The organism is Kitasatospora sp. NPDC051702 (genome assembly GCF_040681575.1).
In the GTDB taxonomy this organism is placed as follows: domain Bacteria; phylum Actinomycetota; class Actinomycetes; order Streptomycetales; family Streptomycetaceae; genus Kitasatospora.
In genome coordinates this window covers 300,013-326,796 of record NZ_JBFAZB010000002.1, presented here as the reverse complement: position 1 = coordinate 326,796, position 26,784 = coordinate 300,013, and the positions used below count along the sequence as shown (strand labels likewise).

Annotated in this window: 22 protein-coding genes; 12 read left to right on the top strand and 10 right to left on the bottom strand. The window is 74.4% G+C overall.

The features are described from left to right. Positions 1 to 5 precede the first annotated feature (5 nt). Entirely contained in the window at positions 6 to 2,456 is a 2,451-nt protein-coding gene (locus tag AB0N04_RS03345; protein ID WP_360208463.1) for a discoidin domain-containing protein, read from the bottom strand. Between the two features lie 339 nt (positions 2,457 to 2,795). After that, the gene (locus tag AB0N04_RS03340; RefSeq protein WP_360208460.1) at positions 2,796 to 3,974 is read right to left on the bottom strand and encodes a LacI family DNA-binding transcriptional regulator; all 1,179 of its coding nucleotides are present in this window, start codon (positions 3,972 to 3,974) and stop codon (positions 2,796 to 2,798) included. Between the two features lie 143 nt (positions 3,975 to 4,117). Between AB0N04_RS03340 and AB0N04_RS03335 the strand changes: the two genes are divergently transcribed. The 7 genes from AB0N04_RS03335 to manA all read left to right on the top strand — a co-directional run bounded on the left by AB0N04_RS03335 (position 4,118) and on the right by manA (position 14,367). Beyond that, positions 4,118 to 5,407: a sugar ABC transporter substrate-binding protein gene (locus AB0N04_RS03335; RefSeq protein ID WP_360208457.1), complete on the top strand. Its 1,290-nt coding sequence runs from the start codon at positions 4,118 to 4,120 to the stop codon at positions 5,405 to 5,407. A gap of 99 nt (positions 5,408 to 5,506) precedes the next feature. After that, the gene (locus AB0N04_RS03330; protein ID WP_360208454.1) at positions 5,507 to 6,379 is read left to right on the top strand and encodes a sugar ABC transporter permease; all 873 of its coding nucleotides are present in this window, start codon (positions 5,507 to 5,509) and stop codon (positions 6,377 to 6,379) included. A 4-nt stretch (positions 6,380 to 6,383) separates the two neighbouring features. Continuing rightward, complete coding sequence (locus AB0N04_RS03325; RefSeq protein WP_360208452.1) at positions 6,384 to 7,355, top strand: carbohydrate ABC transporter permease; 972 nt, start codon at positions 6,384 to 6,386, stop codon at positions 7,353 to 7,355. Between the two features lie 67 nt (positions 7,356 to 7,422). After that, positions 7,423 to 8,679, top strand: a complete 1,257-nt coding sequence (locus tag AB0N04_RS03320; RefSeq protein WP_360208450.1) for a glycosyl hydrolase — start codon at positions 7,423 to 7,425, stop codon at positions 8,677 to 8,679. A 198-nt stretch (positions 8,680 to 8,877) separates the two neighbouring features. Beyond that, positions 8,878 to 11,922, top strand: coding sequence for a glycoside hydrolase family 38 C-terminal domain-containing protein (locus AB0N04_RS03315; protein WP_360208447.1), 3,045 nt, complete (start codon positions 8,878 to 8,880; stop codon positions 11,920 to 11,922). 135 nt (positions 11,923 to 12,057) lie between these two features. Beyond that, on the top strand, positions 12,058 to 13,008 hold the full coding sequence (locus AB0N04_RS03310; protein ID WP_360208445.1) for an ROK family protein: 951 nt from the start codon (positions 12,058 to 12,060) through the stop codon (positions 13,006 to 13,008). Between the two features lie 24 nt (positions 13,009 to 13,032). Then, the gene (gene manA / locus AB0N04_RS03305) at positions 13,033 to 14,367 is read left to right on the top strand and encodes a mannose-6-phosphate isomerase, class I (RefSeq protein WP_360208443.1); all 1,335 of its coding nucleotides are present in this window, start codon (positions 13,033 to 13,035) and stop codon (positions 14,365 to 14,367) included. Here manA and AB0N04_RS03300 read toward each other — a convergent pair. The 7 genes from AB0N04_RS03300 to AB0N04_RS03270 all read right to left on the bottom strand — a co-directional run bounded on the left by AB0N04_RS03300 (position 14,331) and on the right by AB0N04_RS03270 (position 19,839). Beyond that, positions 14,331 to 14,726: a DUF2267 domain-containing protein gene (locus AB0N04_RS03300; RefSeq protein WP_360208441.1), complete on the bottom strand. Its 396-nt coding sequence runs from the start codon at positions 14,724 to 14,726 to the stop codon at positions 14,331 to 14,333. The genes manA and AB0N04_RS03300 overlap by 37 nt on opposite strands. 291 nt (positions 14,727 to 15,017) lie before the next feature. Next, the gene (locus tag AB0N04_RS03295) at positions 15,018 to 15,563 is read right to left on the bottom strand and encodes a thioesterase family protein (protein ID WP_360208439.1); all 546 of its coding nucleotides are present in this window, start codon (positions 15,561 to 15,563) and stop codon (positions 15,018 to 15,020) included. Further along, positions 15,560 to 15,871, bottom strand: a complete 312-nt coding sequence (locus tag AB0N04_RS03290; RefSeq protein WP_360208437.1) for a hypothetical protein — start codon at positions 15,869 to 15,871, stop codon at positions 15,560 to 15,562. Before AB0N04_RS03290 ends, AB0N04_RS03295 begins: the two co-directional genes overlap by 4 nt. Before the next feature lie 265 nt (positions 15,872 to 16,136). Further along, positions 16,137 to 17,096, bottom strand: coding sequence for a DUF6528 family protein (locus AB0N04_RS03285; RefSeq protein WP_360208435.1), 960 nt, complete (start codon positions 17,094 to 17,096; stop codon positions 16,137 to 16,139). Between the two features lie 111 nt (positions 17,097 to 17,207). Continuing rightward, positions 17,208 to 18,596, bottom strand: coding sequence for an FAD-binding oxidoreductase (locus tag AB0N04_RS03280; RefSeq protein ID WP_360208433.1), 1,389 nt, complete (start codon positions 18,594 to 18,596; stop codon positions 17,208 to 17,210). A gap of 105 nt (positions 18,597 to 18,701) precedes the next feature. After that, positions 18,702 to 19,199: a flavoprotein gene (locus tag AB0N04_RS03275; protein WP_360208431.1), complete on the bottom strand. Its 498-nt coding sequence runs from the start codon at positions 19,197 to 19,199 to the stop codon at positions 18,702 to 18,704. A 154-nt stretch (positions 19,200 to 19,353) separates the two neighbouring features. Further along, positions 19,354 to 19,839 carry a cysteine/serine endopeptidase inhibitor gene (locus AB0N04_RS03270; RefSeq protein ID WP_360208428.1) on the bottom strand — a complete coding sequence of 162 codons (486 nt, stop codon included), beginning with the start codon at positions 19,837 to 19,839 and terminating at the stop codon, positions 19,354 to 19,356. A gap of 255 nt (positions 19,840 to 20,094) precedes the next feature. On the opposite strand from AB0N04_RS03270, the gene AB0N04_RS03265 reads away from it, so the two are divergent. Beyond that, the gene (locus AB0N04_RS03265) at positions 20,095 to 20,292 is read left to right on the top strand and encodes a hypothetical protein (protein ID WP_360208425.1); all 198 of its coding nucleotides are present in this window, start codon (positions 20,095 to 20,097) and stop codon (positions 20,290 to 20,292) included. A gap of 102 nt (positions 20,293 to 20,394) precedes the next feature. On the opposite strand, the gene AB0N04_RS03260 is transcribed toward AB0N04_RS03265, so the two are convergent. Then, positions 20,395 to 21,435, bottom strand: a complete 1,041-nt coding sequence (locus AB0N04_RS03260; RefSeq protein ID WP_360208423.1) for an enolase C-terminal domain-like protein — start codon at positions 21,433 to 21,435, stop codon at positions 20,395 to 20,397. Between the two features lie 498 nt (positions 21,436 to 21,933). Between AB0N04_RS03260 and AB0N04_RS03255 the strand changes: the two genes are divergently transcribed. From AB0N04_RS03255 to AB0N04_RS03240, 4 genes are all read left to right on the top strand, one after another. Further along, positions 21,934 to 22,884 (top strand): TauD/TfdA family dioxygenase, encoded by a 951-nt coding sequence (locus AB0N04_RS03255; protein ID WP_360208420.1) that lies wholly within the window; start codon positions 21,934 to 21,936, stop codon positions 22,882 to 22,884. A 22-nt stretch (positions 22,885 to 22,906) separates the two neighbouring features. Continuing rightward, positions 22,907 to 24,151 carry an ROK family protein gene (locus tag AB0N04_RS03250; protein ID WP_360208417.1) on the top strand — a complete coding sequence of 415 codons (1,245 nt, stop codon included), beginning with the start codon at positions 22,907 to 22,909 and terminating at the stop codon, positions 24,149 to 24,151. A gap of 79 nt (positions 24,152 to 24,230) precedes the next feature. Beyond that, the gene (locus AB0N04_RS03245) at positions 24,231 to 25,817 is read left to right on the top strand and encodes an ABC transporter substrate-binding protein (RefSeq protein WP_360208414.1); all 1,587 of its coding nucleotides are present in this window, start codon (positions 24,231 to 24,233) and stop codon (positions 25,815 to 25,817) included. 18 nt (positions 25,818 to 25,835) lie between these two features. Further along, the gene (locus AB0N04_RS03240) at positions 25,836 to 26,780 is read left to right on the top strand and encodes an ABC transporter permease (RefSeq protein ID WP_360208411.1); all 945 of its coding nucleotides are present in this window, start codon (positions 25,836 to 25,838) and stop codon (positions 26,778 to 26,780) included. Positions 26,781 to 26,784 lie beyond the last annotated feature (4 nt).

Sequence of the window (26,784 nt, the reverse complement as noted above, 5' to 3'; positions counted from 1 at the left end):
ACTCCCTAGACTCCCCAGGCCTCGAACTCGTAGATGCGGGCGGCCGGGTCGGTGGTCTGGGTGGGTTTGGTGACGACCAGCCGGACGTAGCGGGCGGTGGTGGCCACGGGGTGGGTGGTGGTGGCGGCGGTGTTGCCGGTGACGGTGGCGACGGTCGTCCAGGGGTCGGTGCTGGTCGAGCGGACCTGGATCGAGAAGTCGCGCGTGTTGTAGGACGCGCTCTCGCCGCCCGCCGACGCGTGCTTGACCACGAAACTGGACAGCTGCTTCGCCGAGCCGAGGTCCACCTCCAACCACTTTCCGCTGGTCAGTGTGCACCACTTGTCGCCGTTGCCGCCGTTGACACTGCCGTTGACGGCCTTGGCCGGGCCCTCCGCGGCGTTGCACTGGCCGGAGGCGGTGGCGGGGCGGTTCAGCGCGAGGTTGCTGCCGGTGGAGGGGGTGCCGTTCCAGCCGACCGTGGTGGAGGCGGCCGTGGAGCGGCCGTAGGTGGTGGAGACGGCCTCGACGTCCAGCGTGGTGGTGTCCTCGGTGCCGGCCCGGTCGAGCCTGCCGACGAAGTAGGCGTCGTTGGGCGTCGCGCCGAGGAAGGTCCGACTGCCGTCGGCGTTGCGGCGGTACACCTCGTAGTGGTGGACGTCGCCGCCCGGGGCGGCCGTCCAGGAGAGCCGCAGGGACTGGCTGCTGCCGGCGGTCACGTCGCTCGCGCCGAGGACGGTCAGGCCGGTGGGTGCGGCGGGGGCGGTGGCGGCGCCGTCGTGCACGGCGAGCTGGCCGATCCGCACGTCGTACGCCGGGTCGGCGCCCTCGGCCCGGAGCCCGATCTGGGCGATCGTGCGGCCGGCGTACGGGGAGAGGTCGAGGCTGTGCTTCTCCCATCCCGTACCGGAGTTCGCGCCGAGGTCGAGGGTGGTGAAGGTGCTCGGCGCGTCGGTGAAGGAGACCGCGGCCTTGAGCTTGGTCGGCCCGGCGGCCGGGGTCCTGACCACCACGTCCAGCCGGGTGTCCGCCGCGACGGGCAGCCGGGTCTCGTACAGCCGTACGGTGTTGGCGGCGTCCAGGGTGCCGGTGAGGCGCAGCGAGGAGCCGCCCTGGTAGGCGTCGGTGAAGTCGACGGAGGGGGTGAGCCGGCTGCCGGCCGAGTCGACCGTCCAGCGGTAGGTGGGCGGGACGTCCTGGAGGGACAGGTTGTTCCAGCCGCCGGTGGCCACCCGGGTGCCGGCCGCGTTGTAGAAGTCGCCCTGCCCGGTGTTGAAGTTGGTGACGAAGGGCTTGCTCGTGACGGGCGAGGACTCGGCGACGTAGCCGGCCAGGCCGGGCCAGGCCGCGGCGGGGTCGGCGCGGGACGGGTCGCCGTTCGGGCCGACCCAGTAGCGGGCGTCCTTGGCGTAGAAGTCGGCGCGGTCGGTGGCGGACTTCCAGGTCCACTCGGGCCGGTAGAGGCCGAGCGAGGTGGTGTGCGGCTGCCCGGCGGGGAAGAGGGTGTTCCAGTCGACGCCGGTGTTGTAGCCGTTGGCCTCGGTGTCGATGCCGGAGTAGAGGTCGTACTCGCTGCGGCCGAGTTGCCGGGCCAGCGCGCGCGAGGAGTCCAGGCCGGACCGGCTCCAGTCGAAGTTCAGGAACATCGAGTCCGCGGTGCGTTTCGAACCGTCCTGGAGGAAGGGCGAGTTGGCGGAGGTGAGGGCGTTCTGCCAGTTGACCGCGCCGGAGGTGGTCATGGCGTCGTACCACATGAACTCGGTGCCGCTCCGGGCCTTGGTGTACTGCATGAGGTTGCGCACTTCGGTGGCGAGTGAGGAGTCGCCGCCGCCGGTCTCCTGGTTGATGAACCAGCCGTCGAAGCCGTAGTACTGGGCGGCCTGGGCGAGCTTGTCGGCGACGGGGTAGCGGCTGCCGGACTTCTGGACGAAGTCGCGCACCCACTGGGTCTGGCCGCCGTAGGCGGCGGGCGGGAAGAACACGGTGCCGTAGACCTTGACGCCGTTGCGGTGGGCGGCGTCGATGACGGTCGGGTTGGGGGCGAGGATCAGGCCCTCGCCGGCCGAGCCGCCCCAGAACACCAGTTTGTCGACGTACTGCCAGTAGCCGAAGGCGTAGTAGTTGGGGTCGGCGGAGCCCTGCGAGGGGTTGTTGGAGGTGGGGCCGAAGGAGACCAGCGAGGCGATCCTGCCCTCGCCGGCCCGGGCGTTGGGGTTGGCCCTGAGCGCCGGGTCGCTGGTGCGCGGCTGGAGCGGGACGCGGGAGCGGTTGAACCGGGCGTCCGGGTCGGTGGCCGGGTCCCAGGTGAGGATGGTGTCGGGGTACCAGTACGAGGCGTAGGGCTGGTTGCCCGCGGCGGCGGCGGCCGCCGGCCCGGGCGCGGCGACCGCTGCCGGGTCGGCCCGGGCCGCGGGGGTGGCGGTCAGGGCGGCCGTCGCGAGGGCGGCGCTGAGCAGCAGGGGGAGGCGTCGTGACATGCGGTGGCTCCGATCGGGCGGAGGGGGTGGGGGCGGGCCCGCCGTGGTGTGCGGGGCCCGGCTGCATGTGGGCGTGCCGGTGCTGGGAGCTGGTCGGTGCCGGTCCGGGCGGCACCGGGGCGCGTGGCGCCGGAGTACGGGGCACCGGAGTGCGTGGCGCCGACGGGCGTGGTGCCGGAGTACGGGGCGCCGTTGCGCGCGTGGTGCGGGAGGTACCGGGGTGGCGGCACGGGTGGGGGTCCTCGCCGCTGCGGTGGTTCCCCGGGCGTACGGGGCGCAGCGGGAGCCGGACGGAGTGCGGCGGAGCGCGCCGAGCGGCTCCCGCTCGGCGCTGCGAGGCTAAACCGGTTCAGAACCGCTGTCAACGACTCGCGCAGGAACCACCCCGGGGAGCGAACCGGCCCCGGAACGGGCCGCCGCCCCGGCGGCCGGCCCGGCCGTGGAGGGGGTCGCCGGAGCGGCGGGGGCACCGCCGGGGGCGCCCGGCGGCGAGGTGGACTCCCGGACGGTCAGCCGCGGCGTGGGCATCTGCAGGTCCCGGCCCGGCCCGGCCCCGTCGAGGGCCTCCAGCAGGCTGCGAGCCACCTGCTCGCCGAGCGCGAAGGTGTCCCGGCTGAGCGCGGTCAGCGGCGGGTGGACGATCCGGGCGAGCACCGAGTCGTCGAAGGACACGATGGACAGCTCGCCGGGCACCGCGACGCCCATCTCCCCCGCCACGCCGAGCCCGGCGACGGCCATCACGTCGCTGTCGTAGACGATCGCGGTGGGCCGCCGGGCGCGGGAGAGCAGCGTGCGGGTGGCGGCCGCACCCTCGGCGTCGCTGAAGTCGGTGGGCACCGAGACGGCTTCCTCCAGGCCGAGCCGGCGGGAGGCGTCGCGCAGCGCGCGGATCCGGCGCTGGGTGTGCTGGAAGTGCGGCAGCCCGGCCAGGTGGGCGATCCGGCGGTGCCCGACGGCGGCCAGGTAGTCGACGATCGAGAGCATCGCCTCCCGGTCGTCGGCCCAGATCCGGAGCTGGTTGCCGCCCTTGCCGGGGCCGCCGAGGACGACGGCGGGCAGCCCCAGTTCGTCCAGCACGGGCAGTCGCGGGTCCCTGACCTGCAGGTCGACCACGATGAAGCCGTCGACCCGGTGCTCGGAGGCCCAGCGGCGGTAGACCCCGATCTCGGCGGCGGTGTCCTCGACCACCATCAGGTGCAGCGCGACCGAGCTGGCCGAGAGCACCGCCTGGAGTCCGGAGAGCAGCTGGCTGAAGAACGGCTCGACGCCGATGGTGCGGGCCGGGCGGGCGATCACCAGGCCGACGGCGTCGGACCGGGCGCCACCGAGGGCCCGGGCGGCGCTGTGCGGGCGCCAGTTCATCTCCTCCGCGACCCGCAGGATCCGGGCCCTGGTCGCCTCGCTGACGCCCGGGCGGCCGTTGAGCGCGAAGGACACCGCGCCCTTGGAGACACCGGCCTGGCGGGCGATGTCGGCGATCGTCGGTCTGCCCAAGGGACCCGACTCCTCTCTTGACATCCAAGTTTAGGCGGGAGCATAGTCCCTGCCATAGCTAGACCGGTTTAGTTGGTTGGACAGTACGTGAGTCAGGTGCCGGAATCCGGCACGACCCCCGAGCTCGGCACGATCCCCCACCCACCCCCCAGGACCGGGAGACCCTCATGCGAAGAATCTGGGCGGCACTGACGACGACGGCCCTCACCGCGGCGGCGCTCACCGGCTGCGGACTCGGCTCCGGCGACACCAAGAACGGCGACAGCGTGGCGAGTGCGGCCGCCACCGGCGAGGTCAAGGGCAAGGTCTCGCTGCAGACCTGGGCGCTCAAGCCGAAGTTCACCGACTACGTGCAGGGCGTGATCGACGGCTTCAAGAAGAAGTACCCCGGCGTCGAGGTCGAGTGGCTCGACCAGCCCGGGGAGGGCTACTCGGACAAGGTGCTCAGCCAGGCCGCCGCCGGCACCCTGCCCGACGTGGTCAACCTCCCGCCGGACTTCGCCCTCCCGCTGAGCAGGAAGGACCTCCTGCTGGACGTCGCCAAGGCCGACCCGAAGCTCGCCGACGAGTACGTCGCCGGCGGCGTGGACGCCTACCGCTTCGCCGGCCGGCAGGGCGTCTTCGGCTACCCCTGGTACCTCAACACCGATGTGAACTACTGGAGTTCCGAACTCCTCACGAAGAACGGACTGGACCCGAAGAAGCCCCCGACCAGCCTGGACGAGCTCATCGCCCAGGCCCGGGTGATGAAGGAGAAGTCCGGCGGCCAGACCTACCTGATGAGCCGCAAGCCGGGCCTCGGGGACCTCTACAACGCCGGCGTGAAGATCATGTCCGACGACGGCACGGCCTTCACCTTCAACACCCCCGAGGCCGCCGCGCTGCTCGACAAGTACCGGGACGCCTTCAAGGAGGGCCTGCTGCCCAAGGACGTCCTGACCAACACCTACGCCGGGAACACCAAGCTGTTCAACGCGGGCACCGTGGCCTGGACGACCGCGGGCGCCAACTACATCACCAGCCTCGCCACCGACAACCCGACCCTCGCCCCGAAGGTCGTCTCCTCACCCGCGTTCGCCACCCCGCCGCTGTACGTCCAGGGCCTGTCCATCCCCAAGAACACCAGGAACCCGGCCGCCGCGGTCGCCCTCGCCCGCTGGGTCACCAACGCCGAGAACCAGGCCGCCTTCGCCCACCTGACCAGCATCTTCCCGTCCACCAAGGCCTCCGCGAACGACCCGTTCTTCAGCAAGGGCGACGGCACCAACGCGGGCGACGCCAAGGTGGTCGCCTTCACCTCGCTGGCCAAAGCCAAGCTGATCCAGCCCGTCCAGGTCGACGACGCGATGAGCACCGTCATCAACCAGCAGATCGCCCTCGCCATCAGCGGCGACGCGAGCTCCAAGCAGGCGCTGGACACCGCCGTGGAGCAGTGCGACAAGCTGCTCAAGGGCTGACCCCGGCACGCTCCGTCCGACCACCGGCGACGCGGCGGGCCCCCACCCGCCGCTCCCGGGCACGACCCGCACCACCCCAGGCCCCAGGAAGGCAGGCGCATGACCCACCGGCGTTGGTTCACCCCCTGGCTGCTCGCCGGGCCCGCGATCGTCTGGCTGGCCGTCTTCAACCTCTGGCCGGCCGTCAACACGGTGATCCTGTCCTTCACCAACGCCAAGCCCCTGGGCGGCGGCCGCTTCACCGGCCTGGAGAACTACGGCCGCCTGCTGGACGACGCGCAGCTCGCCGACGCGCTGCTCAACAGCATCGTCTTCATGCTGGTCTGCCTGCCCCTGCTGACCGTCCTGCCGCTGCTGCTCGCCCTGCTCGTCCAGCGGAGGATCCCCGGCATCACCTTCTTCCGCACCGCCTTCTACACCCCGGTGATCGCCTCGGCCGTCGTGGTGGCGCTGATCTGGGGCTGGGTCCTGGACGACCGGGGCCTGGTCAACGGACTGCTCCGGCAGACCGGGCTGGCCGACTCCCCGGTCTCCTTCCTCACCGACCGCTGGCTGCTGCTGTTCAGCGCGATCGCCCTGACCGTCTGGAAGGGCCTCGGCTACTACATGGTCATCTACCTGTCCGCCCTCGCCAACGTCCCGCGCGAGCTGCACGAGGCGTCGGCCGTGGACGGCGCCGGGCCGGTCCGCCGGTTCTGGCACGTCACCCTGCCCGGGGTCCGGCCGACCATGGTCCTGGTCTCCGCGCTGATCTCGGTGAGCTCGCTGCGCGTCTTCTCCGAGCTGTACGTGCTCTCCAACGGCCAGGGCGGCCCCGGCGGGCGGGACATGTCGGTGGTGATGCTCATCCAGATGTACAGCCGCGGCTTCAACGGCCACCTCGGCTACGCCTCGGCGCTCAGCCTGCTGCTGTTCGTCGTCACGCTCGGCCCGATGCTGTTCCTGATGCGCCTGAACCGGAAGGCGGCCTGATCCCGTGACCACCGTCCGCCCGAACACCGCGGGGGCCCCCGGAGCGGCCCCGGCCCCCGCGGAGCCGGCCGCCGCCGGGACCGCCGGGTCCCGCGGGGGCTCCCACACCTCCCGCGCCCCCCGCACCTCCCGGGGCTCCCGGGGCTTCAACACCGCCTCCCCCGCCCAGACCGCCGTGCGCTACCTGCTCCTGCTGCTCGTCCTGCTGCTGGTCGTCGGCCCCTTCCTGTGGCAGCTCTCCACCTCGCTCAAGGGCCCCGCCGAGGACGTCTTCACCCGCACCCCCGTCTTCGTGCCCGAGCAGCCCACCCTCGGCAACTACGGCAAGGTCGCCGAGACCATCCCGGTGTGGACGTACGCGCTGAACTCGGTGATCGTCGCCGCGGTCTGCATCACCGGCAACGTGGTCGGCTGCACCCTGGGCGGCTACGCGCTCGCCCGGCTGCGCTTCCGCGGCGCCAGGCTCGTCCTCGGGCTCTTCCTCGCCACACTCGTCCTGCCCGGCGAGGTCACCATCGTCTCCCAGTACGTGCTGGTGCGCGGTCTCGGCCTGGCCGACACCCTGGCCGGCGTCGCCCTGCCGGGCTCGATCGCCATGCTCAACGTGCTGCTGATGCGCACCGCCTTCGCCGCCGTGCCGGTCGAGCTCGACCAGGCCGCGCTGGTGGACGGCGCCACCGTCTGGCAGCGGCTGTGGCACATCGGCCTGCCGAACGTGCGCGGCATGATCAGCGTGATCGTGATCTTCACCTTCATCGGCGCCTGGGACGACTTCCTCTGGCCGCTGATCGTGCTCAACGACCCGCAGAAGTACACCCTCACCGTCGGGCTCCAGTACCTCAACGGCACCTTCTCCGCCAACCCCCGGCTGATCGCGGCCGGCACGATGATCGCCTTCCTGCCGATCGTCGTGGTGTTCGGCGTCTGCCAGCGCTTCTTCTTCAAGGGCGTCGAGGAGGGAGCCGTCAAGGGGTAGGTCCACTCCGGACCGGCCCCGGCGCCACCGTCCGCACGCCCCCCCACCACGTCGAGGAAGCCATCCGATGACCACCGCTCCCCGCTTCGGCGTCAACTACACCCCCAGCGTCGGCTGGTTCCACCACTGGCTCGACTTCGACCTCGACGCCGTGCGCGCCGACTTCGACTCCATCGCCGCCCTCGGCCTGGACCACGTCCGGGTCTTCCCGCTCTGGCCGCTGTTCCAGCCCAACCGCAGCCTGATCCGCCCGCGCGCCGTCGACCAGCTGGCGGACCTGGTGGTCGCGGCCGGTGAACGCGGGCTGGACGTCGCGGTGGACGGCCTGCAGGGCCACCTGTCGAGCTTCGACTTCCTGCCCTCGTGGACGCAGACCTGGCACCGGCGCAACCTCTTCACCGACCCCGAGGTCGTCGAGGGCCAGGCCGCCTACCTGCACACCCTCGCCGGAGCGCTGCGCGGGCGGCCCAACTTCCTCGGCATGACGCTCGGCAACGAGATCAACCAGTTCTCCGGCGGGCCGCACCCCGACCCCGACCGGGCCACCCCCGCCGAGGTCGAGGCCTGGCTGCGCCGGATGCTCGACGCCTGCGAGTCGGCCGCCCCCGGCCGGCTGCACCTGCACGCCTCCTACGACGCCGCCTGGTACCTGGACGAGCACCCGTTCACCCCCTGGCACTCGGCCCGGCTCGGCGCCGCCACCGCCGTGCACTCCTGGGTGTTCAACGGCACCGCCCAGCGCTACGGCGCCCACTCCACCGCCACCGCGCAGCACGCCGCGTACCTGGTCGAGCTCTCCAAGGCCTGGGCGGACGACCCGGCCCGCCCGGTCTGGCTGCAGGAGGTCGGCGCGCCGGCCCCGCACATCACGCCGGAGGACGCCGCCCGGTTCACCGGCGCCACCGTCGAGGCCGTGCTGGACTGCCCGGACCTCTGGGGCGTCACCTGGTGGTGCTCCCACGATGTCGACCGGTCCCTCGCCGACTTCCCCGAACTCGAGTACAGCCTGGGCCTGCTGACCACCGGGCGGAAGGTCAAGCCGGCCGGCGCCCGGCTCGCCGAGGCCGCCGCCGAGGCCCGCCGCTCCTGGCGGCCGCCCCGGCCGCGCAGCACCGCCCTGGTGGTCGCCACCGGCGACGAGGTGACCTCCCCGAAGCGCTCGGTCTGCGGCCCCGGCGGCCCGGTGTACGAGGCGTTCATGCGCCTCGCCGAGGACGGCGCCCGCCCGACCACCGTCCTCGCCGAACGCGCCGAGGACCGCGCCCACCTCGCGGCGCGCGGAATCACCGAGGTGGTCCACCCCGACGACGTACCTTGCCCGTAGGGGGTGTCTTGTGGATCACTGCCGGGGCCGCGACGCCAGGGCACGCACCTCGCCGCGTTGTCGTCGGTCGCCGATGCTCCGCATGGACTCCCTCCTCCGCCTTGCGATGCACGCACCCTGACGCCGCAACCTAACCGACAAGATCCACAAGACACCCCCTAGTCCGACCCCCTCAGTCACCCAACGGAGCCCGCTGACATGCACGATGACCGCACCCTGGTGGAATCCCGTCTCAAGCGCGTCCTGGACGAGCGCATCCGCCCCGCCGTGTACCCCGAATCCGTCCCGCTGGAGGTCGGCATCTGGACGGCCCCCGGCGAGCCCGTCCCGGTCGCCGAGGGCCTGGCCGCTCCGCGCGCCCCGATCGCCGTCGGTGACGCGTGGGGCGCCCCCTGGGGCACCAGCTGGATCACCGTGACCGGCACGGTGCCGGCGGCCTGGGCCGGGCGGACGGTCGAGGCGCTGATCGACCTCGGCTTCGACGCCAACATGCCCGGCTTCCAGTGCGAGGGTCTGGTCTACCGCCCGGACGGCACCCCGGTGAAGGGCCTCAACCCGCAGAACCAGTGGGTGCGGATCGCCGCCCCCGCGGCCGGCGGCGAGCAGGTGCTGCTGCACGTCGAGGCGGCCTCCAACCCCGTCATCCTGGACTACCACCCCTTCCTCCCCACCGAGTTGGGCGACCGGGAGACGGCCGGCGACCAGCCGCAGTACAAGCTGGCCCGGATGGACCTCGCCGTCTTCGACGAGACGGTCTGGCAGCTGGTGATGGACCTGGAGGTGCTCGGCGAGCTGATGGCCGAGCTGCCGGTGGAGGGCGCCCGCCGCTGGGAGCTGCTGCGCGCGATCGAGCGGGCGCTGGACGCCGTCGACCTTCAGGACGTCAACGGCACTGCGGACGCCGCGCGTTCGGAGCTCGCCGGGGTGCTGGCCGCGCCCGCCGCGCCGTCCGCGCACCGGATCGGCGCGATCGGCCACGCGCACATCGACTCGGCCTGGCTGTGGCCGCTGCGCGAGACCGTGCGCAAGGTCGCCCGCACCACCGCGAACATGACCGCGCTGCTGGAGGACGAGCCGGACTTCCTCTACACGATGTCCCAGGCGCAGCAGTACGCCTGGATCAAGGAGCACCGCCCCGAGGTGTACGCCAGGGTCCGGAAGGCCGTCGCCGAGGGCCGGTTCGTCCCGGCGGGCGGCATGTGGGTCGAGTCCGACACCAACATGCCGAGCTCGGAGGCGATGGCCCGGCAGTTCGTGCACGGCAAGCGGTTCTTCCTGGACGAGTTCGGGGTGGAGAACCAGGAGGCCTGGCTTCCGGACACCTTCGGGTTCACCGGCGGCCTGCCGCAGATCATCCGCAACGCGGGCTCGAAGTGGCTGCTGACGCAGAAGATCTCGTGGAGCCAGGTGAACCGGTTCCCGCACCACACCTTCCTCTGGGAGGGCATCGACGGGACCAGGATCTTCACCCACTTCCCGCCCGTGGACACCTACAACTGCTCCATGAAGGGCAGCGAGATCGCCCACGCGGCACGGAACTTCAAGGACAAGGGGGTGGCCCGGCACTCCCTCGGCCCGACCGGCTGGGGCGACGGCGGCGGCGGCACCACCCGCGAGATGGTCGCCAAGGCGGCCCGGCTGAAGGACCTGGAGGGCTCGGCCACCGTCCGCTGGCAGAAGCCCGCCGAGTTCTTCGCCGAGGCCGAGGCCGAGTACCCGGACCCGCCGGTCTGGGTCGGCGAGCTCTACCTGGAGCTGCACCGGGCCACCCTGACCAGCCAGGCCAAGACCAAGCAGGGCAACCGGCGCAGCGAGAACCTGCTGCGCGAGGCCGAACTCTGGTGCGCCACCGCCACCTTGCGCACCGGCGCGGAGTACCCCTACGAGCAACTCGACCGGATCTGGAAGACGGTGTTGCTGCACCAGTTCCACGACATCCTGCCCGGTTCCTCCATCGCCTGGGTGCACCGCGAGGCCGTGGCGACCTACGCGGCGCTGGCCGAGGAGCTGGGGGAGCTGATCACGTCGGCGCAGCGGGCCCTCGCCGGGGATCACCGGGGCGAGCACGAGCTGGTGTTCAACGCGGCGCCGCACCAGCGTTCCACGGTCCCGGCCGGGGGCGCCGCCGTGGTGGCCCCGCCGGCGGAGGGCTGCACGCTGGCCGAGCGCCCCGAGGGCGGCTACTTGCTGCGCAACGGCCTGCTGGAGGTCGTGGTCGACGCGGAGGGCCTGGTGTCCTCGGTGGTCGAGGTCGCGAGCGGACGGGAGAGCGTCGCCCCGGGCACCCGCGCCAACCTGCTGCAGCTGCACCCCGACTTCCCCAACATGTGGGACGCCTGGGACGTCGACCGGTTCTACCGCAACACCGTCACCGACCTGACCGGCGTGGACTCGCTGACCGTCTTCGCGGAGACGGCGGAGACGGTCTCCGTCCGGGTCGTGCGCTCCTTCGGCTCGTCCACCGCCGTCCAGACGCTCACCCTGCGGGCGGGCGAGCAGCGCCTGGACATCGAGACCCTGGTGGACTGGCACGAGACCGAGAAGTTCCTCAAGGCCGCCTTCCCGCTGGACGTCCACACCGAGCGGTACGCCGCCGAGACCCAGTTCGGCCACCTCTACCGGCCCACCCACACCAACACCAGTTGGGACGCCGCCAAGTTCGAGGCCTGCAACCACCGCTTCGTCCACCTCGACGAGCCCGGCTGGGGCGTCGCCCTGGTCACCGCCTCCACCTACGGCCACGACGTCACCCGCACCGTGCGCGAGACCGACGGCGGCACCACCACCACCGTCCGCTTCTCGCTGCTGCGCGCGCCCCGCTTCCCCGACCCGAGGACGGACCAGGGCGTGCACCGCTTCCGGCACGCCCTCGTGCCGGGCGCGGCGATCGGCGACGCCGTCCGCGAGGGCTACCGGATCGGCCTGCCCGAGCGGCGGATGACCGGCAGCGTCGAGCGGGTCGCGCCGCTGGTGGCGGTGGACCACGACGCGCTCGTGGTGAGCGCGGTCAAGCTCGCCGACGACCGCAGCGGGGACCTGGTCGTCCGGGTCTACGAGGCCGGCGGCGGCCGCGCCCGGGGCCGGCTGAGCACCTCCTTCCCGCTCGCCGGCGCCGTCCCCTGCGACCTGCTGGAGCGGCCCTGGGATGGCACCCGTGGCGAGGTGTCGGTGGTGGACGGCGCGGTCCACCTCGCGCTGCGCCCGTTCGAGCTGGTCACGCTCCGGCTGACCGCCGCCGGCTGAGCGACGGCGCTGTTCTACGCTGAGCGGCGCCCCGGCCCTCCCGGCCGGGGCGCCGGGCACCGCCGGCCCCATCGGCCCGCCCCGCCCGCCAGCCCACCCAGTCCGCCCGTCCGCACCCGCCTGGAGCCCGCCGCGATGACCCGCACCCCGCCGCCCGCCGCCGCCCCGCTGTTCGCCGCCGTCGACATCGGCGGCACCAAGATCGCCGGGGCACTGGTCGACGGCGGGGGCCGGCTGCGGCACCGGCTGCAGCTGCCCACCCCCGCGCAGGAGCCGGGCCCGGCCGTGCTCGCCGTCGTGCACCGGGTGCTGGACCGGCTCGCCCACACCGCGGACTGGGCCGGTGTGACGGCCGTCGGGGTCGGCAGCGCCGGACCGGTCGACCTCGCCGACGGCACCGTCAGCCCGGTCAACATCCCCGGCTGGCGCGGCTTCCCGCTGGTCGCCGAGGTCGCCGCGCACCCGGCGGTGGCCGCCCTCGGACTGCCCGTACGGCTCGCCGGCGACGGCGTCGCGATGGCCGCCGCCGAACACTGGCAGGGCGCGGCCCGCGGTGCCGCCAACGCGCTCTGCCTGGTGGTGTCCACCGGCGTCGGTGCCGGCCTGGTGCTCGACGGCGCGGTGCGGCCCGGCCCCAGCGGCAACGCCGGCCACCTCGGGCACATCAGCGTCGACCTGGACGGCGAGCCCTGCCCGTGCGGCTCGCGCGGCTGTCTGGAGGGCCTGGCCAGCGGCACCGCGATCGCACGGCGCGCCCTCGCCGGGGGCTGGCGCCCGAGCGGGGAGGACCGCTCGGCGCGCGCCGTCGCCGCCGACGCCGCCGCGGGCGACGGGATCGCGCTCGCCGCCTTCGACCGCGCCGCCCAGGCCCTGGCCGCCGGGATCGCGGCCACCGCCGCCCTGGTCGACCTCCAGCGGGTGGTGGTCGGCGGCGGCGTCGCGACCGCCGGCGACGTCCTGTTCACGCCGCTCGCCCGCCACCTCGACCACTACGCCACGCTGTCCTACGTCCGCGGCCTGGACGTGCGCCGCGCCGAACTCGGCACCGACGCCGGGCTGATCGGCGCGGCCGCGCTCTGCCGCTGACCCGCCCCACCGGAGGCCCGCGCCATGCCGCTCCCGCCGTTCGCCCTGCTGCACAACCCGGTCCGCGCCTACGCGTGGGGCTCGACCACCGCGATCCCCGAGCTGACCGGCACCCCGGGCACCGGCGCCCCGCAGGCCGAGCTGTGGATGGGCGCGCACCCGTCCGCGCCGTCCGCCCTCGGCCCCGCGGACGGGGCCGGCGGTCCGCGGCCGCTGGACGGGCTGATCGCGGCGGACCCGGACGGGCTGCTCGGGCCGGAGACGGTGCGACGGTTCGGCCCCGGGCTGCCGTTCCTGTTCAAGGTGCTGGCCGCCGACCGGGCGCTCTCCCTCCAGGTCCATCCGACCCGGGCCCAGGCGGTGGCCGGCCACGCCGCCGAGGACGCCCGGGGCGTTCCGCGCGACGCACCCGGCCGGGTCTTCCGGGACCGCGGCCACAAGCCCGAACTCATCTGCGCCCTGGGTGACTTCGAGGCACTGTGCGGCTTCCGTCCGGCCGCCGGGACGGCCGGGCTGCTGGAGGCGCTGGACGTCCCGCTGCTCGCCCCCTGGGCCACCGCGCTGCGGACCCGGCCGGCCGCCCAGGCGCTGCCCGCGCTGCTGCGCGGCGCGCTGGCCACCCACCGGCCCACCGGTTCGCAACTCGCTGCGGTGGAAGCGGCCTTGCGGCGGCTCGCGGGCTCGGGCGGCCGGTACGCCCGGGCCTGCGCGGCCTACGCCCGGGTCGCCGCGCAGTACCCCGGGGACCCGGGGCTGGTCGCCGCACTGCTGCTCAACCACGTGCCGCTCGCCGCCGGCCAGGCGCTGTACCTGGACGCCGGTGTCCCGCACGCCTATCTCCGCGGCGTGGGCGTGGAGTTGATGGCCAACTCGGACAACGTGCTGCGCTGCGGGCTGACCGCCAAGCACGTCGACGTCGACGGCCTGCTGGCGGTCACGTCCTTCCGCACCGGCGGGCCCCGGGTGCTCGAACCTCAGCCGTGGGGCCCGGTCGAGGCCGGCTTCCGCTCCCCCGCCGAGGAGTTCCGGCTCTCCCGGCTGCGGCCGGGCGCGACGGCCGTCCGGGTCGAGCTGCCCGCCCCGCAGATCCTGCTCTGCGTCGCGGGCCGGGCCCGGCTGCGCGCGCCCGGGCACCCCGACCTGGCGCTGCCGCCGGGTGCCTCGGCCTACCTGCGGCCGGGGGCCGGGCCGGTCGAGCTGACCGGCCCGGGCTCGGAACTGTTCCGGGCCACCACGGGGGAACCGCCCACCCGGGCCACCACCGGCGCCCCGGCCCGGTCCGGCGCCGGCGCGCCCGCGCGGGCCGGCAGGGCTGCGCCTGCTCAGGCCGGCAGCGGGTGGCCGAACAGCAGGTCGTAGCCGTCCGGAAGCTGCTGGAGCACCCGGTCGATCAGCCCGTCCGGGGCGAGGTCAGCGACGGTGCTGAGGACCGCCCCGACGTCCCACTGCGCGGTCGTCCCGGTCGCCCCGTCGATCCAGCCGCCGACCGCCTGCACGAAGCGCTCGGCGGTCAGCGGCTCACGGGCGGGGGCGGCGTCGCGCAGTAGGGCGGCACAGGTCTCGGGCAGGGCGTCGGCGAGCTCGATCCGCTCCGCGCCCACCAGGTGCTCGCCCAGCAGCCCGAGGACGACCCGGACGGCGTGTTCCGCCTCGGCGTCGCCCCGGTACTCCCCGCGTTCGACGACACGGGCGCGGAACTCCTCCCAGGCGATGGTCATCGCGTCCTCCTTCCGGGTCGGCGGAGTCTGCGGGACCGGTGCCGGTCGGGCCGGACGCCGGTGGCGGCGGGGTCCGGTCGGCGGCTCCGTCGCTGCCCGTGACCGGCCGTGGGCCGCACCGGTGCCCGTGCTGCTCAGCGTAGTCCTGCGCCGGGGCCGCGGGGAGCCCGGCCGGGCGGATCGACGCCGTTGTCGATCACGCCGCCGGCCCGGGCCGCCGTGGGGGTGGGCCCGGGAGCCGGGGCCCGGAGCGGGGCCGCGCGGCAGTCCGCCGGGGTGGCCGGCCCGGCCTCAGGCCGCCGAGGCGCGACAGTGCCGCCGGGTGCGGCGCGTCGAGGAGAACCCGGGCCGGGCCGCTACGCGCTGTTGCGGCGCCACCGGAGGCGCGGTGGGCGGTGCCGCGACCGCCCGCACGGCCTCCGGCATAAACGCGGCGAGAAATCTCCGCTCGTTCGAGCTGAGTTTCCTCGACCGGCCGGATTCGCGGTCCCGGGCGACCACCACGGTTCTCGCCCGCATAAACGTGAGCGGATCCCGGCAGACATTCACCACGACGTGCGCGGAACTCCGCCCGAGGCGTTCCACGGTCAGCCGCACCGACAATGGCTCGGGCCGGTGGTGCAACTGCTCCAGGTAATCGATCTCGTGCCGCGCGATGATGAATCCGGACGAGAACAGGGATTCCCGGACGGCGGTCGCGTGGTGGCAGAACAGGTCGTAAATCCCCTCCTGGACGTAACCGATCAGCCGGACGTTGTTGATGTGCCCGTTCTCGTCGACGTCGCTCCACCGGGTGGGGCAGGACAGCACGTGCACGCCCGGGTGCAGCGCGCTCACTGCTGCATCGACCCGGCGCCGCCCGCCACGGGCAGCAAGGCGCGCCGCAGCCTCGCGTAGTAGCCCGAGTGCTCGGCCGCCATCCGGGCCGCCGTCCAGCCCTCCTCGGCGGCTTCCGCGGCGGCCTGGACGACCAGGCTGTCGAGCACCGCGTCCACCGAGCGGCAGAGCTCGGCGACCGCCGCGAGGCGCTCGGTGACGGCGGCGCCGCCGGCCGGATTCCGCGCCGGGAATGCCGCCAGCGAGTCCACCGCGAGCTGCAGATCGTCGATCGCGCCCGGCAGGTCTTCCGAAAGGCAATTCTGCATGTTTTTCTCCAGGACTTATCACGGCCATTACGGCCCGGTAACCAGCGTTCGAATGCACCGGATCGGTGTCGGCCCCCCGACGCCTTCGACGCTATCCCAGTCGGAGCGGGTCGGCGGATGGTTTGCGGACGGTACCGGGAAACTCACTTCCATTGGAGTAGTTTGCCGGGGTACACAATATGCCCCATCAGCCGAATGCCGTCGGCAGATCGGGTGGTTTCACCGACCCGACCGGCAGAATCCGCTACCGTGCGTCACGGATCTGCTACCGCCCTCCCCACCAGCGTGCCTTGTAGAGGTGCGTCCCGCGCAGGGCCCGCACCCCGTCCGGACGGTGCAGGGTGATCACCGAGGTGCACCAGTCGCACGGCCCCGTGTGGTCCGGGGCGGCGGTGAGGATCCGCCCGGTGCCGGGCTCGTCGCCGATGCTCTTCACGTCCCGTTCGGCCGCGGGAGTGCCCAGGTGGACGGGGGTGAAGCGGTCGGCCGACGGGTCGTAGCTCCACAGGTGCTCCAGCGTGCTCACCCAGTACCGGCCGGGCGCGGACAGCACCGGGGCGAGGTCGTGACCGCCGCGGTCCGGCAGCGGGGTCGTCCGCACGACGGTCAGGGTGGGCGCGGGCGGCGTCCCGCCCACCCGCAGCGCGAGCAGCACGTCGTCGCCGAGCGCGAGGAGCAGACCCGTCCGGGCGTCCCGGTGCACGCCGTGGGCCCCGGGCAGCGGGACGGCGGCGTGCGCGGTGGCCCGGGGGCCCTGGGAGGCCGCGTACAGCCGGATCCACCCGCCACCGCTCGCCACCACCGCGACGTTGCCGTCCGGCAGCAGCTCGGCGCTGTGCGGGTTGGCGGCGCCGCCCACGTCGACGGCCCACCGGGTGCGGCCGGTCGCGGTGTCGACCACCGCGACCAGTCCGCCGGAGGCCGTGACCAGCAGGTGGCGCCGGCCCTGCCGGATCCGGATCCTCGCCTCGTCCGGGTTGCTCCAGCTCCGTTCGGGCGCGAGGTCCGCCAGGCCGGGCGCCCGGTCGGCGCTCCAGCTCCAGACCACCGGCAGCCGGTCGGGGCCCTGGTAGGCCATCAACTCCTCGGCGCTCTGCAGCACCAGGACCCGGCGCGACGCCTGGTCCACGGCGACGACCGCCCAGCCGGGCGAGCGGGCGCGCGCGCCGGTCGCGGGCACGCAGAGCAGCAGGGCGCACAGGCCCACCAGGGTTCTCCTCAGCACGCCCCCACCGTGCGGGCCGCCGGGCGGCTCCGCACGGCGGGGCGTCCGAACGGCCGCGCCCGCCGCCCGGGCCCGGCGGGCCGCGGAGGCCGGGCGCGGGCCGCTCGCGGGTCAGTGCCGCCCGGAGACGACGTCCGCGACCCGGGCGATCGGCGAGGTGGTCGCCCGCCCGGCCGCCTCCTGCCGGTCGGCCGCGTGGTAGGCCGCGTACATCGCGTGCACCCCGATCCAGCGCAGCGGCTCCGGCTCCCAGCGCCGCACGGTGTGGCCCACCCAGGGCAGCCCGGTCAGTCCGGTGTCCCGGCCCAGGACGAGGTCCCGCAGCGTGCGGCCGGCCAGGTTGGTGGTGGTGACCCCGCTGCCGACGTAGCCGCCGGCCCAGCCGAGCCCGCTCGCCCGGTCCAGCTCGACCGTCGCGCACCAGTCCCGGGGGACGCCCAGCACGCCGGCCCAGGCGTGGTCGATCCGGGCCCGGGCCGCGCCGGGGAAGAAGCGGTCGAGGATCGCGCGCAGCTGGCGCACCGTCTCCACCTGGGTGCCGCCGTCCGCGTCGGTGCGGGAGCCGAACCGGTAGGGCACGCCCCGGCCGCCGAGCGCGATCCGGTCGTCGGCGGTGCGCTGCGCGTACATGTAGGCGTGCGCGAAGTCGCCCAGCACCTCGCGGCCCTGCCAGCCCGCCTCCGCCCAGAACGCGGCGGGCAGCGGTTCGGTGGCGATCATCGCCGAGTTCATCGGCAGCCAGGTCCGGCGCTCGCCGCGCAGCCCGGCGGTGAAGCCCTCGGTCGCGCGCAGCACGTACTCGGCGGTCACCGTGCCGTGCGGCGTCACCGCCCGGGGGCGGCCGTACGCGGTGCCCGGCAGGATCGCGGTGACCTCCGTCCCCTCGTGCACCGCCACCCCGAGGTCCGTGACCACCCGGGCCAGCCCGCGGGCCAGCTTGGCCGGCTGGATCCGCGCGCCGTACGGGGACCAGGTGCCGCCGAGGGCGCCCGCGACGGCGATCCGGTCGGCCGTCTCCTTGGCGCCGAGCAGCTCTACCCGGCCCTCGCCGTACCCGCGCTCCGCCTCGGCGAACTCCCGCAGCCGGGCCAACTGGGCCGGGTTCCTGGCCACTTCGAGCACCCCGCCGCGCACCACGTCGGCATCGATCCGCTCGGCGGCCGCGACGTCGACGACCTCGCCGACCGACTCGTCCATCGCCCGCTGCAGCGCGGCGGCGGCGCCCCGGCCGTACCGTCTGGCGAAGGCGCCGCGCCCGGCGAAGCCGTTGTAGAGCCAGCCGCCGTTACGGCCGGAGGCGCCGTAGCCGCAGAAGCGGCGCTCCAGCACCGCGATCCGCAGGGAGGGGTCGGCCTTCTTGAGGTAGTACGCCGTCCAGAGCCCGGTGTAGCCGCCGCCGACGATGCACACGTCCACGTCGGCCCCGCCGGGCAGCGGCGGCCCGGGCTCCGGGAGCCCGCTCGCCGCGTACCAGAACGACACCTCGCCGTTGACCGCCACCGGATCCTCCTGCACCGTCGCTGACCTGCCCGGACGCTACTCCCTCCGGTTCGTCCCCGAACACCGGCACAGTGCCAGGATCCGCGATCCCGGCCAGTCACCCTGTCAGTCGGCGACGACGTCCAGCAGGTGCGTCGTCCAGCCGTGTTCGCCGGGCTCGGGGTCCACGAACCGCACGCCCATCCTGCGCAACCGGTCCAGGCTCTCCTCGTACGCCGGGTGCGCCGCCTGCGCCGAGCTCACGCACGGCTGGACCACCACCGGCATGCCCAGGCCGTAGGACTCGCAGAGGATGCCGAGCGCGAGGGTGTCCGAGATCCCCGCCGCCCACTTGTTGATCGTGTTGAACGTGGCGGGGGCGACGATGATCGCGTCCGGGTCCGGCAGCGGGCGGGGGTCGCCGGGCCTGCGCCAGGCGGAGCGGATCGGGTATCCCGTCCGCGCCACGATCGCCTCCTGGTCGATGAAGCCCATGGCCTGCGGGGTCGCGACCACGCCGACCTCCCAGCCGCGCTCCTGGGCGGCCCCGATCAGCTCCTCCACCCCGCCGGCGCCGGCGGTCCCGGCCGCGCACACCACGACGTACAGCACCGGCTTGGTCATCTCCTGGGCTCCCCTCGCGTCACCGACCCGCCACGATACGAGGTCCGGTGGCGGCGCCGGGCCCCGGGCGCCCGCCCCCGCACGCGGCCGGGCCGGGCGGGGGCGGGCCGGAGCGGTCCCGAGGGCGGGGCCGGGCGGTCCGGGGCGGGGCCGGTCAGCCGAGGGTGGAGCCGGTGACGGGCTCGGAGAGCGCCACGGTCGTGCCGTTCAGGCCGGCCTTGACGAACTGCCAGGTGAGTCCGGTGATGACGCCCTTGCCGAGGGGCGCGAGCCGGGCGAAGGCGGGCTGGCTGAGGTCGATGTGGGTGGCGTCGCAGGACGGACACTGGTCCCTGACGGGCACGGTGACGGTCTTGCCCTGGTAGGTCACCTTGACCGAGATGCCCTTGCAGACCGGGTCGTTGTTGGGGTTGGCGGTGGTCCACCAGGTGTGCGAGACGGCGACGAGCATCTGGGTGGCGGCGTTGATCTGGGTGCCGCAGGCGCCGAAGCCGGCGTCGTTGTAGTAGGTGGCCTTGCCGCTCATGGGCTTGTTGATCGGTATCGCGGCGCTGGCGGTGCCGGCGGTGAGGGCGATCAGGGCGGCTGCGGCGAGCGGGGCGCCGGCGAGGATCCTGAGGTTCTTGGCGATGGCGCGCATGGTTCCCTCCAGGCTTTGATCATGTTCATGACATGCATACAGCGATGGAACTCCCCGCGGCCGCGCTCGAGTTCACGGCGACGGGCAAGGCGACGGTACGCGTCGGCGATCTACGTGGTCCAGACCTCCGCACTGTTGTCATGAACACAAGGCAGGGATCTTTACGAATGCGGCCGAAGGGGCGAAGATGCGTGACCGCCCGGCGACGCAGGGTGTTGACAGGCCACCACGCCCGTCCCCCGGAGGCCCCGCCCCATGCGCACCGCACTCGCCGCCCTGCTCCTCGGCACCGTCCTGATCCCGGCCGCGGCCACACCCGCCGCGGCCGCCACCACCGCGCCCCGCGCGGTCAACCAGGGCTACAGCATCCCGGTCGGCGGGGTCACCGACCTGGGCGCCCTGCCCGTGCTCGGTAGCCTCGGACTGGACTTCGCCCGGTTGCTGGGCCAGTAGCCACCCACCCCCGGAGCCCGCCCGGCGTCACCACGACGGCCGGGCGTCACCACGGCGCCCGGACGTCACCACGGCGCCCGCCGCCCACGCGGCCGTCCCGCGTCACCACGCCCGCTCCAGCGTCCACCGCCGCCGGTCCAGCTCCAGGCCCAGCCCCGGCCCGGCGGCGGGCCGCAGCCACGCGCCGGCGCCGGCCTCGGCCGGGCGCACCGCGTCCGCCCGCCAGGCGGTCTCGCCGTACGCGAACTCCGTCTCCACCGACGGCCCGAGCGCCACCGCCAGGTGCACCCCCGCCGCCGTGGCCACCGGCCCGGCCGGGTTGTGCAGCGAGACGCCCGCCCCCGCCCCCAGGGCCGCGGACACCAGCGACGTCGCCGCCCGGAAGCCGCCCGCGTGCTTCACGTCGGGCAGCACCCAAGCCAGCAGGCCCTCCTGCAGCGCGGGTTGGAGCTCCGAGAGGTCGGCGGCGAGCTCCCCGCCGGCCAGCGGAGCGATCCCGGCGACCGCCCGCAGGGATGCCACCGGCGCCGCGTCCTCCAGCCACCGCAGCCCCAGCGCCCCCAGTTCGCGGGCCGACGCGAGAACGTCATCCACCCGCAACAGCCCGTGCACGTCGACCATCAGTCCGGCCTGCGGCACCGCCCGCCGCACCGCGACCGCCCGGGCCAGACCCACCCGCAGCCGCACCTCCGCCGGCAAGCCGTCGAACGGCGCGCACTTGACCGCCCGGTACCCGTCCGCCACCGCCGCCCGCGCCACCTCGGCGAACTCCTCCGGCGTGCGCAGCCGCAGCGCCCGGTCGATGCTGGCGTGCCGCGCGACGGGCCGGGGCTCCGTACCGCCCAGCCAGCGCCAGAGCGGCTGACCGGTGCGGCGCGCCGCGAGGTCGGCCGCGGCCAGCTCCAGCGCGCCGCGCACCGTCCGTACGGCCAGCGGGCCCCGGCGGTTCAGTCCGGCCACCACCGCCGAGACCGACCCGCCCTCGGCGAGCCCGGCCGCGACCGCCGCCCAGACCCCGTCGGCCCCGGGCCCGGCGTCCGAGTACTCGCCCAGCCCGTACGCTCCGTCACCATCGGTCAGCTGCACCACCCGCCAGGTGGTCCCCGCGGACACCCGGGCCTGCAGCAGCTCCAGCACGGGCACCCGCCCGCCCCCCTTTCGCGAACCACCGGCCCCGGGAGGGCTGCCCCCCGGCGTCCGGACTTACTTCCGCTCGGCAAGTTAGTAACCGACATGTGCCCGTCACAAGGCCGAACATCCGCGCGACGTGCGCCCGTCACCCTCGCGACACCGGCCGTCATCTGCCGCAATGCACCAGCAACACCCGTTCCCAGCAGCCAAGATGCCGATTGACAGCCCCCCGTGCCCTTCAGCACGATGGGCGCCGAGCCCACTCGCAGCGAACCGGAAGGAGGGGCGATGAACCGCGTTGTCCGCCCCGTCCCGGCCTGCCGCCCGCGCCGCAGCTGTCCCGGCGCGCTCGCCTCCTGACCGTCCGGCACCCCCGGCCGGCCGCTCTGCGCCACCCCGCCCCACGGCCCCGCCGGGCCGTTCCGGCTGCCCCGGCACCGGCTGTCAGGGCGGGCGAAGGCCTCCCCTCTCATCACTCACCGTCACCATCTCCCCTGAAAGGGATCCGTCATGACCACTGCCCTGACCGAACTCCGCCTCACCCCCGCCGCCGGCCGCATCGGCGCGGTCGTCCACGACGTCCGCCTCGACGGCGACCTGCCCGCCGAGACCGTGGCCGCCCTCGAGAACGCGCTGTACGAGCACAAGGTGCTGTTCTTCCGCGGCCAGCAGCACCTCGACGACGCCGGGCACGAGGCCTTCGCCCGCCTGCTCGGCCACCCGGTCGGCCACCCGACGGTGCCCAGCGCCGACGGCCGCTACGTCTTCGAGCTCGACGCGACCAAGGGCGTGCGCGCCAACAACTGGCACACCGACGTGACCTTCGTGCCCTCCTACCCCAAGGCGTCCATCCTGCGTTCGCTCGAACTGCCCCCGGCCGGCGGCAGCACCGTCTGGGCCAACACCGCCGCCGCCTACCAGGACCTGCCCGCACCGCTGAAGACCCTGGCCGAGAGCCTGCGGGCGGTGCACACCAACGACTACGACTACGCGGCCCGGCTGGCCCTGCGCCCGGAGCTCGCGGACGACGCCGAGATCGCCCGGCTGTTCCGCGACGTGTTCGTCTCCACCGCCTTCAAGACGGAGCACCCGGTGGTCCGGGTGCACCCGGTGACCGGCGAGAAGTCGCTGCTGCTCGGCGCCTTCGCGCAGCGGATCCAGGGCGTCTCCGGGGCCGACAGCCGGGCCCTGATCGACCTCTTCCAGCGCTACGTCGAGCGGCTGGAGAACACCGTCCGCTGGGACTGGCAGGTCGGCGACGTGGCGATCTGGGACAACCGCGCCACCCAGCACTACGCCGTCAACGACTACGGCGACGAGCCGCGCCTGGTCCGCCGGATCACCCTGGACGGGGACCTGCCGCACGGCGTCGACGGCGTCCCGAGCCGCCTGCTGGAGCCGGCCGACCCGCCGCGGGTGGCCGGTCTGGTGCCCGCCGAGGAGCTCGAAGCCGCCAACTGACCGGAAGCCGGGTGCCACCGCCATGTCCACCACCCTGCTCCCCCGCCCGGCCGCCCGCACCGGGGACGACCGCCGGGACGCCAACGCCGCCGCCGTGCTGCGGACGGTGCTCGACCACGGGCCGGTCGCCCGCAGCCGGGTCTCCGCCCTGACCGGGCTCAGCGCCTCGGCGGTGTCCCGGCAGGTGGTGGACCTGGTCCGGCTCGGCGTGCTGCGCGAGCGGCCGGAGCTGGCGGCCGCCCGCGCCGGCGGCGCACTCGGCCGCCCGCAGCTGCCGGTGGCCGTGGACACCGACCGGCTCGCCGTCGCCGGGCTGCACCTCGGCGTCCCGTACACCACCTTCGCCCTGCTCGACCTGCGCGGGCGGGTGCTGCACCGGCAGGAGATCTCCAACCGCGGCCGCACCGGGTTCGCCGTCCTGCGGCCGCTGCTGGAGCGGCTGCCCCGGCTGCTCACCGCGGTGCGCGGCGGCCGGACGGTGGTCGGCCTCGGGGCCGTCACGGGCGGCACCGTCGACCCGGAGCGCGGCCTGACGCTCCGGCACGGGCCCCTGGGCTGGACGGACCTGCCGCTCCGGGACCTGCTGGCGGACGCCACCGGCCTGCCCGTCCAGGTGGACAACCACGCCCGGGCGCTCACCCTGGCGGAGATCCTCTTCGGCCACCCGGCGGCCCGCCGGAGCATGGTCCACCTGTTCGTCGGCCACGTGGTGGACGCGGCGCTGGCCGTCGCCGGGACGGTCCACCTGGGCCCGCCCTCGGCCGCCGGCGACCTCGGCCACCTCCCGGTCGCCGGGCCGCCCGGGCAGCCCGTCCCCGGGGGAGACGCCCGCTGCCACTGCGGCCGCCCGGGCTGTCTCTCGACCGCCGCCTCGGACACCACCCTGTTCGAGGCCGCGGCCGCCGAGGGGATCACCCCCGGGCCGGACCGCGCCCGGCTGGTCGACGCCGTCCGGCGGGGCGATCCGCGGGCCGACCGGCTGGTCCGCGCCCGGGCCGGGACGATCGGCCGCGCCCTGGCCCTGCTCGCCGACGTGGTCAACCCCGACCTGCTGGTCCTCACCGAGACCTTCGCCGTCCTCGATCCCCGCTACCTCGACGTGGTCCGCGCCGAGTTCGCCCGCCACTCCCACCTGCACCGCAGCGCCGACCTGCTGATCGCCCAGACCCGCGGCGCCGACGCGCTCGCCGTGGCGGCCGGCGCCCCGGTGCTCGGCGAGCTGTACGCCCGCCCGTTCCGCGCCCTGGCCGCCGCGCCCGCGCCCTGACCGTGCCGCGTCCGTCCGTCCGTCCGTCCGCACCCGATCGCCCGCCCGCACGCCGCCCGCCCGTCTCCGAAGGACCGCCATGACCGCGTTCACCCGCCCCTCCGCTCCCGGCCTGTCCCGCCGCGCCCTGCTGCGCGGCGGCCTCGCCGGCGCCGGCCTGCTGACGCTGGCGGCCTGCCGCTCCGCCGCCGACACCGCGGCCTCCGCCGCGGGCGCTCCGAGCGGCCCGCGCCGCGGCGGCGTCCTGTCCGTGGCCACCGGCGTCGACTTCACCCCGAGCCTGCTCTTCGCGCAGAGCGCCAACACGCTCGTCCAGCGGCTCGTCTTCAACACCCTGACCAGGTACGACGACCAGCTCCGGCCGCAGCCCGAGCTGGCCACCTCCTGGCAGGTCGCGGCGGACGGCCTGAGCGTCACCCTGAAGCTGCGCGAGGACGTCACCTTCCACTCCGGGCGCAGGTTCACCGCCGACGACGTGGTGTTCGCCGTCAGGAACCTGCAGGACCCCTCCCGGGCGGCCCAGTTGCGCTCCACCGCCGCCGCCGTCACCGACTTCCGCAAGAACGGCGACTTCGAGCTGACCCTGGTGCTCGCCCACCCGGTCAGCAACCTCTTCGACCTCTTCGAGTTCATGATCGTCCCGGACTCGGCCAGCGTCGCCGACGCCCTCGCCGGGAACAGGCTGATCGGCACCGGCCCGTTCACCCTCACCGACCGCAAGCCCGGCTCCTCGCTCACCCTCGCCCGCAACGAGAAGTACTGGAACCCCGGCCGCCCCTACCTCGACGGCGTGGAGATCCGGGTCGTCCCGCAGGCCGAGTCGCTGCTCTCCTCGCTCCGGACCGGCCAGACCCACCTCTCCTACGCCGTCCGCGGCAAGGACGTCGCCACGCTCAGGAACGACCCGCGGTTCCGGATCAGGCAGTACGACACCGGCTCCGGCGCCTACTACATCGGCGTCAACCTCACCGCCGAGCACGTCGGCGACAAGCGCGTCCGGCAGGCCATCGCCTGGGCCGTGGACCGCGAGCGCTTCGTCCAGCAGGCGCTCGGCGGGTACGGCACCGTCTCCTCGGTGCCGTGGCCCAAGTCCTCCCCCGCCTACACCGAGGCCGGCGCCGCCCACTACCGCCACGACCCGGAGAAGGCGAAGGCGCTGCTCAGGGAGGCCGGCGCGGAGTCCCTCACCCTCCCGTTCGCGCACTCCAACGACCCGGGGTCGACCGCCGTCGCGCAGATCCTGCAGTACGACCTCCAGCAGGTCGGCATCGAGGTGGTGCTGCAGCCCACCGACTCGCCCACCATGCAGAAGCAGCTCATCGCGCAGAGCATGCCCGCGCTGTGGACGCTCAGCCACGGCTTCGCCCAGCTCCACCCCGCCACCCTCGCGGTGAGCGCCTACCCCTTCAACGAGGCCAAGAACAGCTCGCGGTTCAGCTCCCCCGCCTACACCGACGTGGTCCAGCGGGCGTGGAACCGCAGCGACAGCGAGAGCCCCGAGGCCAGGGCCCTCTACCAGCAGATCACCGACGTGCTGCTGGACGAGGAGTTCGTCATCGACCTGGCCATCGCCGGGCTGGTCGAGGTGGCCGGCGCCGGGGTGCAGGGCGTGACGCTCAACAAGTTCAGCTACCTCAACCTCGACGACGCCTACCTGACGGCCTGAGCGGGAGCCCCGACCCCCATGCGCACCTTCCTCCTCAAACGACTGCCCAGCGGGCTGCTCGTCCTCGTCCTCGCCTCCTTCCTGATCTTCCTCATCCTGCGGCTCATCCCCGGCGACCCCGCCACCGCCCTGGCCGGACCGGACGCCTCCCCGGCGACCCTCGCCGCCGTCCGCGACCGGCTCGGGCTCGACCAGCCGCTGCCCGGCCAGTACCTGCACTGGCTCGGCGGCGTGCTCGGCGGCGACCTCGGGCCGAGCTACGCGATCGGCGGCCGGGTCTCCGACCTGATCGGCAACGGCATCGCCGCCACCGTCCAGCTCACCCTCGGCGCCCTGCTCCTGGTCGTGCTGCTGGCCCTGCCGCTGGCGGTGGCCGGCGCGACCACCCGGCGCCGGCCGGTCGCCGCCGCCGTCCGGGCCCTCACCACCGCCGTGCTCGCCGTACCGCCCTTCGTCACCGGCGTCCTGCTGGTCCTGGTCCTCGCCGTCACGCTCGGGCTGCTCCCCGCCGGCGGGCACGAGTCCCTGCTGGACGCCCCCGACCTGGCCGTCCAGTACCTGGCCATGCCCGCGCTCTGCCTGGCCCTGCCCAGCGCCGCCGTCGTCGCCCGCCACCTCGAGGACGGCCTCCGGCGCGCCCTCGCCGAGGACTACGTCCGCACCGCGACCGCCCTCGGCGTCTCCCGGCGGCGGATCGTCTGGCAGCACGCGCTGCCCAACGCGCTGCCCTCCGCGGTCACCGTACTGGGCCTGCAGGTCGGCCAGCTCATCGCCGGCGCCGTGGTGGTGGAGCGGATCTTCGCCTGGCCGGGCCTCGGCCAGCTGATCGAACAGGGCGTGGTCCGCCGGGACTACCCCGTCGTGCAGGACCTGCTCCTGCTGGTCGTCGCCTGCTACGTCGCCGTCCAGCTGCTCACCGACCTCGCCTACACCTGGCTCGACCCCCGCGTCCGGTGGGAGTGACCCG

What these genes read in the sequence shown, in the direction of transcription:
- AB0N04_RS03335 (WP_360208457.1), top strand. Translation starts at nt 4,118, where the DNA reads ATGCGAAGAATCTGGGCGGCACTGACGACGACGGCCCTCACCGCGGCG.
- AB0N04_RS03290 (WP_360208437.1), bottom strand. Translation starts at nt 15,871, where the DNA reads ATGCAGAATTGCCTTTCGGAAGACCTGCCGGGCGCGATCGACGATCTG.
- AB0N04_RS03310 (WP_360208445.1), top strand. Translation starts at nt 12,058, where the DNA reads ATGACCCGCACCCCGCCGCCCGCCGCCGCCCCGCTGTTCGCCGCCGTC.
- AB0N04_RS03245 (WP_360208414.1), top strand. Translation starts at nt 24,231, where the DNA reads ATGACCGCGTTCACCCGCCCCTCCGCTCCCGGCCTGTCCCGCCGCGCC.
- AB0N04_RS03330 (WP_360208454.1), top strand. Translation starts at nt 5,507, where the DNA reads ATGACCCACCGGCGTTGGTTCACCCCCTGGCTGCTCGCCGGGCCCGCG.
- AB0N04_RS03315 (WP_360208447.1), top strand. Translation starts at nt 8,878, where the DNA reads ATGCACGATGACCGCACCCTGGTGGAATCCCGTCTCAAGCGCGTCCTG.
- AB0N04_RS03320 (WP_360208450.1), top strand. Translation starts at nt 7,423, where the DNA reads ATGACCACCGCTCCCCGCTTCGGCGTCAACTACACCCCCAGCGTCGGC.
- AB0N04_RS03300 (WP_360208441.1), bottom strand. Translation starts at nt 14,726, where the DNA reads ATGACCATCGCCTGGGAGGAGTTCCGCGCCCGTGTCGTCGAACGCGGG.
- AB0N04_RS03270 (WP_360208428.1), bottom strand. Translation starts at nt 19,839, where the DNA reads ATGCGCGCCATCGCCAAGAACCTCAGGATCCTCGCCGGCGCCCCGCTC.
- manA (WP_360208443.1), top strand. Translation starts at nt 13,033, where the DNA reads ATGCCGCTCCCGCCGTTCGCCCTGCTGCACAACCCGGTCCGCGCCTAC.
- AB0N04_RS03340 (WP_360208460.1), bottom strand. Translation starts at nt 3,974, where the DNA reads ATGTCAAGAGAGGAGTCGGGTCCCTTGGGCAGACCGACGATCGCCGAC.
- AB0N04_RS03345 (WP_360208463.1), bottom strand. Translation starts at nt 2,456, where the DNA reads ATGTCACGACGCCTCCCCCTGCTGCTCAGCGCCGCCCTCGCGACGGCC.
- AB0N04_RS03240 (WP_360208411.1), top strand. Translation starts at nt 25,836, where the DNA reads ATGCGCACCTTCCTCCTCAAACGACTGCCCAGCGGGCTGCTCGTCCTC.
- AB0N04_RS03275 (WP_360208431.1), bottom strand. Translation starts at nt 19,199, where the DNA reads ATGACCAAGCCGGTGCTGTACGTCGTGGTGTGCGCGGCCGGGACCGCC.
- AB0N04_RS03265 (WP_360208425.1), top strand. Translation starts at nt 20,095, where the DNA reads ATGCGCACCGCACTCGCCGCCCTGCTCCTCGGCACCGTCCTGATCCCG.
- AB0N04_RS03255 (WP_360208420.1), top strand. Translation starts at nt 21,934, where the DNA reads ATGACCACTGCCCTGACCGAACTCCGCCTCACCCCCGCCGCCGGCCGC.
- AB0N04_RS03250 (WP_360208417.1), top strand. Translation starts at nt 22,907, where the DNA reads ATGTCCACCACCCTGCTCCCCCGCCCGGCCGCCCGCACCGGGGACGAC.